Annotated in this window: 11 protein-coding genes; 6 read left to right on the forward strand and 5 right to left on the reverse strand. The window is 44.0% G+C overall.

Annotated elements, in window-relative coordinates:
* From PHW04_15455 to PHW04_15470, 4 genes are all read left to right on the forward strand, one after another.
* On the forward strand, nt 1–208 hold a 208-nt coding region (locus tag PHW04_15455), incomplete at its 5' end, for an ABC transporter permease (protein MDD2717285.1).
* An 8-nt stretch (nt 209–216) separates the two neighbouring features.
* Nucleotides 217–1185 carry an ABC transporter ATP-binding protein gene (locus tag PHW04_15460; GenBank protein ID MDD2717286.1) on the forward strand — a complete coding sequence of 323 codons (969 nt, stop codon included), beginning with the start codon at nt 217–219 and terminating at the stop codon, nt 1183–1185.
* A complete protein-coding gene (locus PHW04_15465; GenBank protein MDD2717287.1) occupies nt 1182–2180 on the forward strand; it encodes an ABC transporter ATP-binding protein in 999 nt (332 codons plus the stop codon). Before PHW04_15460 ends, PHW04_15465 begins: the two co-directional genes overlap by 4 nt.
* A 194-nt stretch (nt 2181–2374) precedes the next feature.
* Entirely contained in the window at nt 2375–3388 is a 1014-nt protein-coding gene (locus PHW04_15470) for a glycosidase (protein MDD2717288.1), read from the forward strand.
* Nucleotides 3389–3417: 29 nt separating this feature from the next.
* Here the strand turns inward: PHW04_15470 and PHW04_15475 are convergent, their stop codons facing one another.
* The gene (locus PHW04_15475; protein ID MDD2717289.1) at nt 3418–3804 is read right to left on the reverse strand and encodes a type II toxin-antitoxin system VapC family toxin; all 387 of its coding nucleotides are present in this window, start codon (nt 3802–3804) and stop codon (nt 3418–3420) included.
* Nucleotides 3783–4022 carry a hypothetical protein gene (locus PHW04_15480; protein MDD2717290.1) on the reverse strand — a complete coding sequence of 80 codons (240 nt, stop codon included), beginning with the start codon at nt 4020–4022 and terminating at the stop codon, nt 3783–3785. Before PHW04_15480 ends, PHW04_15475 begins: the two co-directional genes overlap by 22 nt.
* Nucleotides 4023–4263: 241 nt before the next feature.
* Between PHW04_15480 and PHW04_15485 the strand changes: the two genes are divergently transcribed.
* The gene (locus PHW04_15485; protein MDD2717291.1) at nt 4264–4437 is read left to right on the forward strand and encodes a hypothetical protein; all 174 of its coding nucleotides are present in this window, start codon (nt 4264–4266) and stop codon (nt 4435–4437) included.
* Between the two features lie 20 nt (nt 4438–4457).
* Entirely contained in the window at nt 4458–4589 is a 132-nt protein-coding gene (locus PHW04_15490; protein MDD2717292.1) for a type II toxin-antitoxin system RelE/ParE family toxin, read from the forward strand.
* A 364-nt stretch (nt 4590–4953) separates the two neighbouring features.
* Here the strand turns inward: PHW04_15490 and PHW04_15495 are convergent, their stop codons facing one another.
* From PHW04_15495 to PHW04_15505, 3 genes are all read right to left on the reverse strand, one after another.
* Nucleotides 4954–5415 (reverse strand): carboxypeptidase-like regulatory domain-containing protein, encoded by a 462-nt coding sequence (locus tag PHW04_15495; GenBank protein MDD2717293.1) that lies wholly within the window; start codon nt 5413–5415, stop codon nt 4954–4956.
* Nucleotides 5416–5873: 458 nt separating this feature from the next.
* On the reverse strand, nt 5874–12917 hold the full coding sequence (locus PHW04_15500; GenBank protein ID MDD2717294.1) for an SUMF1/EgtB/PvdO family nonheme iron enzyme: 7044 nt from the start codon (nt 12915–12917) through the stop codon (nt 5874–5876).
* 57 nt (nt 12918–12974) lie between these two features.
* Complete coding sequence (locus PHW04_15505; GenBank protein MDD2717295.1) at nt 12975–13121, reverse strand: hypothetical protein; 147 nt, start codon at nt 13119–13121, stop codon at nt 12975–12977.
* Between the last annotated feature and the right edge of the window lie 325 nt (nt 13122–13446).

Here is a 13446-nt window from a genome sequence, read left to right on the forward strand (position 1 = left end):
CGGGATCATGCTTCTGGGTCTTGTGCCGCTTTCAGTGACCAACTGGGGCATGATGCTCAACATCGCCGCCAAGCAGACAGGCGCCATCTATGTTCCTGAAGCCCTGCCCTATTTCCTCACACCGATATTTTTTATCGTTGTTTTTCAGTTTGCCCTGATAAATTTTGCCACAGGCATTGAGGAATTGTTTGATCCCAGATTAAGGTAGGTGAATCAGTGAGCATCATACTGTCAATAGATAAACTGGGAGTTACGTATTCCACTCACGGCGGCTGTCTGCGCGCACTGGATGAGGTAAGCATGGATTTCGAATCCGGCAGTGTCTCCTCCATCATAGGAGAATCAGGTTGCGGCAAATCCACCATGATCAAGGCCGTGATGGGAGTTATCCCGGAAAATGCCCGAATCAGCCCGAACTCAAAAATAATATTTCAGGAGGAAAACATCCTGAAATTATCAGCCGAAAAACAGCGGCAGTTCAGGTGGAGGAAGGCTTCTATGGTTTTTCAGGCAGCCCAGAACGCCTTGAATCCCACCCTCAAAATTGAGGAACAGCTGAAAGATTCCATCTGGGATCATGACCCGCATTTTAAAAATGCTGGGGATAGAATTCTCGAACTGCTGAGCATGGTGAGGCTCGATCCTGACAGAGTCCTTTCTGCATATCCCCACCAGCTTTCAGGCGGCATGCGGCAAAGGGTAATCATCGCAATGTCAATGGTTCTGGACCCTGAGATGATCATCCTCGATGAGCCGACGACAGCACTGGATATGATCACCCAGCATTATATTTTTGATATATTCCAGGAGATCCAGAAAAAGAAAAACCTGACCCTGATTCTGATCACCCATGATATCGCCATCGCAGCGAAACTTTCTCAAAACATGATCGTGATGTACGGCGGGGAGGTGATGGAAATTTCACCTACCGAACAGCTCTTTGCCAAACCGATTCATCCTTATACAAGAGGCCTGATAGATGCCATCCCGTTCATTGACGGAGATATTGTGAAGAAAAAACCGATTAAAGGGAGTCCGCCTGACCTGATCAATAAAATAACCGGCTGTGTTTTCAGCTCGCGCTGTGAATCCAGCCTGAGAATTTGTGAAACAGAGCGGCCCTACCCGGAAAAAGTGACTGAAAACAGATTCGTTTCCTGTCACAGGAAGGAGATGTTCTCATGACGGCGCTGATCGAGCTGCGTGATGTGTACATGTTCTTTCCTGTCGGCAAAGACAGAACCATGCAGGCAGGCTATAATGTCAACCTTAAAGTCAGCCGGCAGGATATGATAGCAGTCATTGGTGAATCTGGCTGCGGTAAAACTACAATCGGAAAAATCTGTCTGGGAGTGCAGAAGCCCTCCCAGGGGGAAGTGGCTTACCAGGGAAACAATATCTGGAAAAAAGACTTCAAATGGTCCAGGGAGTTAAGATCATCAGTTCAGGTCGTTCATCAGGACTCATATGCGAGTTTGAATCCGGTGAGAACGGTTTTCCAGACACTGTCCGCTCCGTTGTATCACTATCAGATTGCCGGCAGCAGAGCAGAAGCCAAAAAAAAAGTGTCCGAGCTCCTCTCCTCGGTTGATCTCTGCCCGACCGATTATTACATGTCCAAGTATCCCTTTCAACTGTCCGGCGGTCAGCGTCAGCGCGTGTCCATTGCCAGAGCCACCATCCTGCAGCCCAAAGTGATCATCGCCGATGAACCGGTCTCTGCTGTGGATGCTTCACTGAAACTTTCCGTCCTGGATCTGATGAAAAAGCTGAACAGCGAGCACGGCATTGCCTTTTTATACATTACGCATGATCTGGCTACAGCACGTTATTTTGCACCAGGGGGCAGGATCATCGTCATGTATCTCGGCAGAATCGTTGAGCAGGGAATTATCAGTGAAGCTGTCTCCTCCCCAGGTCATCCCTATCTGCAGGCGCTGATTTCCGCCATCCCTCCTTCTGATCCCCATAAAGCGAAAATACGGATAGAACTACCGCTGAAATCGTTTGATCTGCCTTCTGCGGCAGCCCCGCCTTCAGGATGCGTGTTCCATCCCAGATGCCCCTACGCCACGGATATCTGTGAAAGGGAAGCACCTGAACTGGCCTTAACAGCCAGATATTCAAACCGGCTGATCTCCTGCCATCACAAAGACACCATTCCCGGCTTCCATGATTGAGATACTGAAATTATTTTTGAGAATTTCCCTCACTTTATGCATAATTTCCGCCATTCCTGTTCTTATCACTGACAGGGAATCTCCTGAGTTCATCATTTCGGTGATTTCCTTTTTTTTAAGCCTTTTTGTTGTAATTTCCAGTATCTGCATATTAAAATTTATTCCTGGCAACAATTCTGTGCATAGAGGTAACAATGAAACTCAAGGTCGAATTCAAAAAGTATGAAAAAAACCCTGTCCTGACCGTTAATCCGGGAAACGACTGGGAATCAAAGGCAGTTTTCAATGCCGGGCTGATTTATAAAAACGGAAAATTTCACATGCTCTACAGAGCAATTGGTGAATACGAAAAATACATATCCAGAATCGGATATGCCTTGTCTGACGACGGCAGAAATTTCCGCCGCATGTCTGATCAACCTGTTCTGGTGCCGGAATACGACTATGAACAGTATGGCTGCGAAGACCCCAGAATCACCGAAATCGGCAGTAAACTTTATGTGACCTATGTCGCTTACAACAAAACTTCCCAGTATGGCTCTCACCCGCAGGCTGCACTGGCTGAAACCACCGACTTCTACCATTTCAAGAAGCTGGGATTGATCAGTCCTTTTATTTCCATCAATAAGGATACGGTTCTGTTCCCGGAAAAGATCAACAATCAATATGTAATGCTCCACAGGGCGCACAACTGGAAGAAAGACGGGATCAGAAAAACAGAGGGGAAATTTCAGGTCAAATTGAATCAATCATGGTTGGACTGGGATTTAGATGAAATCCCGGATCATTTTCCCGAAAAGACCTCGATCTGGATCGCTGATTCAGAGGATTTGACCCACTGGCATCATCACAGGGTCCTTTTTGAACCTGAATTCGCCTGGGAAAACTGTAAGATCGGGGGAGGCTGCCCGCCTGTCAAAACCGGGTTCGGCTGGCTGATCATTTACCACGGGATTGAATCTCTGCCTGACGGCAAATTGATCTACAGAGCCGGATTGGCAGTATTGGATCTGCATGATCCTTCCAAGGTGATTTACCGGCACCCGGTGCCGATCATATCTCCTGAGCACAGTTATGAAACTGAAGGGGATGTGCCGCAGGTGGTGTTCCCGGAAGGGGCGGCCTTAATTGACGGCATGTTATATGTGTATTACGGCGGCGGCGACAAGTGCATCAATCTGGCCACAGGTACGATCAAGCCGGAGTGAAAGAGGCGCCATGGCCATTCTTGTCCACTTTACACAATCAGCGCTAAATTTTTAATGCCTTTGAAATGCTTCAGGTTTAGAGTGGCAAGTTCAAGACCGCAGGTAATCGCTGAAGCGGCTATGAAGATGTCTGAAGGTGGTATCAATCTGTTTTTGCTTTTCAAATGCTGGAAAATTTCGGCTGCAGATTCGGCACATGCATAATCAAAAGGAACAATCCGGAAGCTTTTCAAAAGATATTCTGTGATCACTTCCCCTTTTGTTTTAAAGCCTGAGAGAAATTCAAACACAGTGATCGTGGAAATTGCAAAAGAATAATCCGTGGAGAGTTTCAGAAGTTGAGTATTCTCCTTGTTTTTAGCCCTGAAATATTCAATCAGAAGTGATGTGTCGACTAAAATTGCTCTGGTTGCCATGTTTCAAGCCACTTTTTCATGGAATTGTATTCTTCCATGTCTTTGTCGGTCAGATGCGGGCCGTTGAGAAGAGTTTCTCTGATACTTTTGGAGTTCCCGTTTTTCCCTCCTTTTAAGGGTAAAACAATGACTTCCACCTTTTTGGCGGTAAAATCCGCAGGCAGATCAATTGTAAAACTGCCGTTCTTGATGGTTTTGATAGTCCTGATGGCTTGCATCTGCACCTCCTTGAATCATAATGATACAACCAATCCGGATTCAGGACAACAAATCAGATTTCATCCATTACGCCCTTTGGAAAGCGGAAAGTAAAAAAACCAAGTACCGTCCCCCTGTCTTGAGAAGAATCCGAATTATTGCAGGACGATTTCAGCAATTCCCTTTGATTTTTTAGCAATATCTGAGATAATGTTGCTAAGCAGATACTGGCCATTTCATGCAGACTGAGGAAGGAAGACAATGAAACAATCGATTGCCATCCCCAGGGAAGCGCTGTTGAGCATTCTCCGTTCCCTGCCCGAGCGAGCGCTTGTGGATCTATTCTGGGAGACCATGGTTGAAACAGACGAATCGCCGTTGAGCGATGATGAGAGGAATCTGATCAGCAAGGGAAAGAAAGAGCACAGAAATTAAGTTCAGGCCAGCATGCTGATATCAGGCCGGTTTCAGGTGAAGACGGCATTTTCAGGCTCAGGGTTGGCAGATATCGAATACTTTTCTCCAGGGAAGAAGACAATATAATACTCATTTTCAGAGTCGGGCCGAGAGGCGACGTTTACAAGTAAGCACGGCATGTCCTTCGAATCGGCGTGCATAACGCCCGCACCGCTCGCCCCCTGCTGCGCAGGATCTCCCGGCGCAGGATAATAGTAATATTCTGTTCCTACGGGCGGAAGACCAGACGCAAGCCAATATCGTAGTACCTGAAGCGGGGGGGCATGCTGCCCCGAAAAGCTGTACGGCAACCGCCGCCATCAACACTGCGGAAGCAGGAATCCAGTCCTTGCCTTCATCTGAACTTCTCCTCTATTCGAATAAATTTTCGCTATGTTTTCAAGAAATTAAAAGCCTGACAGATAAATTTCGATTCTACCTCAATATAGTACGTTTGTAAGGAATGCAGGAATGTTGAAAATTCAGGCGCGTCCCCTATTCCGCTCCCCTATTCCGCTCTAAACCAAATATTGATCCCTGGGAATTAGCGGCACAGATTATATCGCCAGGTTCAGCAGGTTCCAAGATACCGTCGCCATCGTGATCGACTTCCAAAGTACCAGTAAATGTCCTGACAGTGGGTGTCATGGTAGAAGATATGGGAGTAAGAGTGATATTTTTCCCGGTGAGGTCCATTGTAGTGAGCTCTAAAGAAAGCAGTCCGGGGTAAAAGCCACTTTGATAAGCAACGATTTCATAAGTATCTGGGTTCAATTCTGAAAAAATATAAGCACCACCACTGGAGGAAGTTGTCTCATTAATTTTCGAACTATTCTCCCAGATGACAACACGGCAGTTAGCTCCTGAGATTACTGACCCATTTATTGTGAAGGCATCAGCAGGTGTAAAAAAAACGAATGCGATCAGGATAAGAGTCAAAGTAACCAAATGTTTCATACAGCATCCAAGTTTATCAGTGGTAAGCAAATTAGCTGGTTATGGCAAGATCTGTTCATGCCACAGTATGGTTGCCTGCTGTTGCCATCATTGGTGACATCCTGTTGATTAGTGCTGTCGCTGTTCATGATTCTGATATTGGAAGTACTTCCATTCTGGCCGTTCTTGGTATGCAGTATCTGTCCATCCAATAGATGTCCAAAGACTATCTACGACGCTTTGAACAGTAAAATGACCTGCAACAACTGCGAAAAGATAGCCAATAACACTCCCCATTAGACTGTGCATATGGTTTTTTCCTCCTAGACTCTTCTTTAACAACCAAATAAATCCATCTTTTTGATATAGTGATATCGATCAATGGTTCTTTAATGCATTTTTCCCGTTTCCAAGCTTCTGAAAATCTCTACCTTACAAGTTATCGACTAGTCGCAGCCCAGGTCATTTCTTCGTTTGCTTCACAGCCCCGCTGGTGTTAATACAATACGCAAGCCAAGGAAATCGTTATAGTACGTTGACACATAGTTGCCTCGATATGCAGAACGGCTATAGTAGTCAGCGTGATAAAAGCTGCCTCCGCGAGAAACGAAGTAGCTGCCGGTAGAGGGGCCTTGTGGGTCATTTTGTATAGAGCTGTTATACATACCGTACCGGTCATTGCACCATTCCCAGACATTGCCGCTCATGTCATATAACCCCCAGGTATTGGGCAGCTTCCCTCCTACATCGTGAGTTGACCCCGAAGTTGAGTTATACCACATGTATTTCTCATCCGGGTTGGTACCCCAATAATATGCAGATGTTGACCCAGCCCGACATGCATATTCCCATTCTGCTTCATTTGGCAGTCTGAAAGTGCCAATGCCCTTGCCGTTCAGCGATGTGATGAAAGACTGGCAGTCGTTCCAAGATACTTCCTCTACCGGTCGATTCGGGTAGCCAGAAAAATGACTGGGATTTCTTCCTGTCACTGCCTGCCACTGGGACTGAGTGACTTCATACTTCCCCAGCCAGAAGCCTTTGGTAATGTTTACCGTATGCTGCACTTCACTCGTGGTTCGCCCTGTTTCACTATCAGGGCTACCCATGGTAAAGCTGCCGGATGGTACCCAGACGAAATCCATAGTTACTTCCCCGGTCAGATTTAAGGTCATGGTTTCACCAGTATTATGGCCGTCAGAATACCAGACATCTTTATCATAACTCCATACACTATTTTTACCACCCATTATCCACATTTTATTATTAAACACGATGCTGGTGCCACCACGTGGGGTCCATATTCTACTGCTGTTAGTAGGAAACCAATCTACACCATCAGTGGAATACCACACATCATTGCAAATATTATTGATTGAATAACCTCCAATAACCCACATTTTGTTATCAAACACTACACTTGAGTGGGAAGAGCGTATGCCCCACCCAGCATTGGCTGCCGCCAACGTCCAGTTTGCGCCATCAGTGGAATACCACACGTCATTATATATAGGCCAACCAACACTGTTATTTCCTCCACCAATAACCCACATTTTGTTATCAAAAACTACACTCGAATGGAAAAATCTTTCGCTCCAACCGGCATGTGCAGTAGCCTGAGTCCAAGTGATGCCATCAGAGGAATACCAGACATCATTTTTTTTATTGTTATCAGGAAGTGTCTGATCGTAATAATTTCCACCAATAATCCACATTTTATTATCAAACACTAAGCTTGTATGACCACTTCTTGCGCACCAAGCAGCATTAGCAGTAACCTGCACCCAGTTAACGCCATCAGTTGAAGACCATACATCGTTTTTCTGTGTACCGTCCCATCCACCCAGTACCCACATTTTATTGTTAAACACTAAGCTCGTATGACCACATCTGGCACTCCAAGCAGAATTGGCGTTAGCTTGGGTCCAACTAACGCCATCAGAGGAATACCAGACATCATTGAATAGTGTATTGCTGCCTTCCCAATCAGCACCGCCTATGATCCACATTTTATCATAGAAAACCAGGGTAGTATTGCCTTCTCTTCCGTTCCAAGGGACATTATCAGTCGCTTGGTACCAATTGACAATCGGTGAAGAAACGATACTTATATTAAAATCAGCAGTCTTTGTCACACCGCTTTCAGAGTAACTCGCTGTTAATGCCGCGCTGCCGGTATCAGAGGAAGCAGTATAAATATCGTTTTCGATTGTGCCGTGACCGGAACTTACACTCCAAATTTCACTTGTAATTTCAGCAGTCGAGGTGTCTGAATAGAGTGCTGTTATGTACTCTTTCTTTAAGCTATATGTCCCACCTGCGCTTAGTGTGATATTTGATGGGCTAATGATAACATTGGTAAGAGTTTTTTGGGGAATTACATTTACTGAAAAAGCCGCAGTCTTTATCAATCTTCCTTCATTGTAACTGCAGATAAGAACTGCGCTTCCAGCACTAGACCCTGCGTTGTAGGTGGTTCCAATCAAGCTGCCCAATCCACTGTTTATACTCCAAGTAGCCCCATTCACAGTAGAAGTGCTGCCGTCGGAATAATGGGCAGTAACAATGACAATGGATAAGTTGTAAGATGTACCAGTGTATAATGTTTCAGAAGTCATGCTGATGGTAATGCTTGAAAGTGGGTTGGTTACAGTTATAGGGAGATCAGTATTTTTCCTCACCCCACCTTCTGTGTAGCTGCAGTTTAGTACAGCATTACCCACGCTCGATCCTGCGTTATATGTGGACCCATTTAAATTTCCAACCCCATTTGGCATGCTCCAGCTAACATTACTGACAGTGCGAGAACTGGATTGTAACATTGTGTCCAGATAATTTGCCGTAACAATCTCATTTTTCAAGTCGTAAGTATTGTTGACACTCACTTCGATCGACCCAGGATTCAGATTTATACTGGTTAAGGATTTTGGGTAAAATTGTGTGTCGAATAAGATGTTCCAGAAAGGATCCTGAATTCTAAATTGAATGCTTATGTAATTGCTCAATGAAGGCAGAGTAAAAACAACCGAATTAGTGGTACGTGATAAACCCCGAGCATTATAAGTGTGTCCATCAGTTACAACCGAGATCTTGTAATTATCATTACTGTTGGCAACCGCTGCATTGTCATTCCAAGTGATGGTCACAACTTGACCATTGACTATAGCGGTAACCTTCGGTTCCTGAAAAGTAGTTTTTATCACTCTTGAATAGCTTGCAGTTTTACCATCCATATAAGCAATATCAAATGCGTAAGTCCCTGCTTCCAGTGTTGCATAATACTTATAGCCTTCTTTAACTTTCCTCGATGCGTTTGTCGTCCATTCCCAGGTTCCGTCAAATGTAAAGGGGGCATTATCTTTTCTAACAGAAAAACTATTAATCGGGTGATTGGTATCTTCATAAATCGAAAAAGAAATATTATTGTGAGGTGGATCCATGAAATTAATCAAAGAATTTTTCATCCGAATGAATTGAACGAGTTCGCAATTTGTGAATTGCCAAATCCCAGATATTTTTGCAAAATGCACAGGCCAAGTGACATGGTATGGTTCAGATACATTCGTATAAGCTCCACCATTTTTGTTATAAAAACTGCTTCTGGTGCGAGTCCAGGTGAAGTTGACATCAACTTCAAGAGTAGCTTCATTCATGTCTGCATTGTAAACAATGTTTTGCGGGACCATCGATAAACTCGTTACAGAAGGAATTATACTGTCATTCAGAATGGCTGAGCCTGCGACATAAGCTGAAAAAGCTGTTGTGAGGGAGGTCTTACCCCAACCATCAACAGCGGCTGTGCTGCTGATTCTTGATGCGAACAAAGTGCTGCCTTTATTCAGAATTGCATTTTGTATATCTGTGATTGCCTTATCAATTGTATCAATGGAATCGTTAAAAATGCTGATTGAAAGATCCGCAGTCTTTGTCACACCTCCTTCATTGTAACTGCAAGTAAGAACTGCGTTCCCAACACTAGATCCTGCGCTGTAAGTGGTTCCACTCAGGCTGCCCACTCCGCTGATTATTCTCCAGGCGGGGCCATTCACAGTAGAGGTGCTGCTGTCGGAATAACGGGCTGTGACAATGACATTGGATAAGTTATAAAAGCTGATAGAAGTGAGTTCAACAGATAAAGGTTTGATGCTTATAGATAAAAGCCTTTTGTTAATAATTATCTTTAAATTTGCAGTCTTCGTCACACCATTTTCAGTATAACTGAAGATTAAAACAGCACTACCCGCATTCGGCCCAGCAAGGTATACGTTTCCTTCTATCTGTCCCAACCCACTGCCCATCACACAAGACACGCTGTCCACAGGTACATTACTGGAATCTGAATAATGAGCAGAAGCAGATATGCTTGAAAGTTCAAAGGTTCCATCAGCAATAATGTGAATCTCATTAGTGTTTAAAGATATACTGGAGAGAATTTTGTTAACTGTGACAGTTATACTCGCAGTTTTTGTGACACCATTTTCAGTATAACTGTAAGTCAATACTCCGCTTCCCGTGTTTGCTCCAGGATAATATGTTTTACCACTTATGCTGCCCACTCCGCTGCTTAAGCTCCAAGCCCCGTTGCTAATTGTGGCAGTGCTACTGTCTGCGTAATCAGCAGTGATATTGATGTTGGATAAAAGGAAGAAACTGTTGGAAAATATCGAAACTGAGGTTGGATTTATTCTGATACTTGAAAGTGTTTTAGTTACAGTTATAGAAAAATCCGTAGCCTTTGTCACACCACCATCATTGTAACTGCAAGCAAGAATTGCGTTACCAGCGCTAGAACCTGAGTCGTAGGTGGTTCCGATTAGGCTACCTACTCCGCTGCTCAGGCTCCAGGTAACGCCATTCACAGTAGAAGTGCTATTGTCGGAATAATGCGCTGTAACATTGACATTGGATAGGTTGTAAGAACCGCCAGCGGTAATTGATGCAGATGAAGGGTTGATGCTGATATTTGAAAAGGTTTTGGTCTTGTTCACAGTTATAGAAAGATTCGCAGATTTTGTTAAACCACAATCTATGTAGCTGCATGTCAGCACAGCGCTGCCAGCATTCGCCCCAGCGATATAGATATTTCCGTTCAGATTGCCCACTCCGCTGCTCATTTTCCAGGTTATACCACTACTTACATTGAACGTACTGCCGTCTGTATAATGGGTTGTAGCTACTATGTTGTTGTTAAGATAATATGAGGAACCCGTGTAGAGAGAAATCATGGCAGGTGCTATTGTGATGCTGGTTAAGGGGTTTGAGGTGGGAACTATCAGACTTCGTTTATCGCCTTCGCCAAGAATATTGATTCCGGAAACCTGCATGGTGTATATATGCTTAGGCGACAGTCCGGTGATGGATACCGAATTCCCAGTTGTATCCACACCGTATTGTTTATAGTCTTTGTAAATTCTGTATGAGTCTGCATTGCTTATTTTACTCCAGTTCAGCGAAAAACCTGTTGAACTGACATTACTATAATTCATCAATGATGTTGTGCTGGGTTTTAACAATTCCCAGAGTTTCTGCTGATTTTTAATAGCACCTGTTAGTTTGAAAGGTTCAGTTAACTTGAAACCTAGTATTTTAACGGCAGTGATTCCAACATCTGCTTCCAGGCCGCCATACAAAGTCATCTTAGGAGTAGTATCTGCTACCAGTTTCAAAAAACCATCAACCATTAAGTAAGGACCTACTACTTCATAGATGTTGAAATCTACTTGTGGTCCGAAATAAAGCTTAAAGTCAGCGTTCGCAAACAAAGCTGGTGGTGTGTAATAAAAAGTGTTTGAAAATTGTCTGATCGGGCTCCAGCCATTTTCATATAACAATCCTCCAGTCATTGAGGCCTGTTGAACCACAGATACTGAAAGACCCGCATAAGCTTTCCCCTGGAGGCCAATATAGAAAGTCATCACAGGTCCTATTTCGATAGGACCAGCCACAATTTTGGGAAAACGAACTTTGCAGAACGGGAACCACTCACTCAAATCTTTTTTCCACTCAAGTTGACCCGCTATTTTTGACGTAATCTTCATTTCAGAATCTTCCCTGAATGCCAAAGAGACTAAAAATTTATCTAAACCGTGCCAACTAATCTTGCACTCGCCGTTATAGATCGGATTTTTGAAAGAAATGTAGCCTTTTACTGTAATCTGATCGAAAGTAGTGGAAGTGTCTTTGTCATAGTCGTACAACACGCAATTATCAAGGCTGATGTAAAGGCCGTCCTTTGTGGGAGCATGCAATGGAGAAACTAATTTCACTCCTTTCCGCAATGGCGCAAACTCGGCGTTACTGAAATTTAGTGGCCTCACAACCGAAACATCACAATTTTCGATCACTTCATCCAGAGCTGCTTGGGTAGTTTCAGCGATCACTTGTTCGCCTTCAACTCTGAGGCTTGTTACCTTTCTGGCTATGCCGGTCTCAGTTTCCGAAGTACCGGCCACGATGATTGAACCTACAGTCAATTCGGCCGCTGACGGAGCAGCAACAGGAATGCTTACCCCCCCATTGTCGGGCGAATAATTTACTGATACTGCTTCTGTAGTATCTAAAACAAGGGTAGATTTACCGAGATCAACAAAATTCGTATCAATAACTAAGGCATCGGTAATGGCTGTTGATAATGCAAAATTCTCATTGGAGTCATAAGCCCAGGCCCTGTAACAGTATTTTTTCCCGATGCTAACAGTACTGTCTAGTGTATGCGAACCATTGTCATTGTATATTTCAGTTCCATCGGCAAGATCATTAGGGTAAGAGTCCTCTTTGCGCCTGATTACAACTTTGTAGAAATCTTCTTCAGGGTTAGTCCAGCACAAACTGACGCAAGGGATAGCTGCGTCTATACCAGAGACCTTGAATGCAGTTATATTTTCAGGTGGCGTCAGATCCAAGGGGTTTTTGCTGTTGTATTCAAGTATCCCTTCATCTTGCATGTACACCCAATAACCTTTTCCTGGATCAATAGCAGGCAGGTTGCTAAACGAAATGGCTGTATTATTCATAAAGGTTTTAAATCCTTCTGATATTCCATTGCCTGTATCACGATAAAATCCCATGATGTATTTTGCTGTGCCGCCAATGATGGAAGGGGAAGGATTGAAAATTGAATCGATTATTGTATTGGTCTGGGTTTCACAAGTGGGCATCGCATAGGACTGATCCAGCCAATACCCGACTAGATTCCACCCAGAACTCAACATTATCTGCTGTTGCACATCGATTTTATCACCGAAAACTTCCAGAGTGTCTATGCCTGTCATATAAACCCAATATCCATGTAAACCATCCATGGTGGTTAGGGTACTAAAATCTCTCATCCCCTCAATGTTCATATAAGTGCGGAATCCTTCACTGCCTCCATCGGAGGGGTTTCTTAAAAATCCCATCAAATATTTCATATCAGGAACATTGTGAAAAATCTCGGAAACTGAGGAGTCTACAGGCTGTACACCCAATGAAATTAGATTCCAGCCCTGTTTAAGGGGAATAGTATTGGCATGGATAAATGACACACTGGCAAGTATGATTAGGAATAGGAGATAAGACTTAATTGGCATGAGCCACCCTTATTAAAAAGTATTATCAGTTTTGAAGAAGAGAAGGGGAAAAATTCGTGAAACCTTCACCCCTTCCGCGTTGAATCCTAATTTTTTCGGTCTCTTGCCCTCATCCCCCGGCAGATCCACAGCCTCGACCACGAACTTGCAGTTTGCCATTTTTCCTCTTGCCTGGTATTGAATGGTTGTAGAGTTTTTCCCCGATCTTTTTACTTCCGCGTGATGTCCTTAGTATGTCCTCTGTTTAACCTCAGTACGAGCTCTGTCGGATTTTCATTTGGAAACAGGTCTTTTGGGGATATTTCCCCCAGTTTCTCGTATACATGAGTGGGGCAGATCGGATTTGTGGTTGGCTTTGTTGTCCCCTTCGCGTTGTTCCGGGGATTAAGAAGCTGTAGCAAATCTTCGCTACGCTCGATTTGACAACAGCTTCTAAAAGTTGAGATTGAGCGGACATATAATTATTTTACAGTCGGAAACCGAT

Source organism: Candidatus Wallbacteria bacterium (assembly GCA_028687545.1).
GTDB lineage: Bacteria > Muiribacteriota > JAQTZZ01 > JAQTZZ01 > JAQTZZ01 > JAQTZZ01.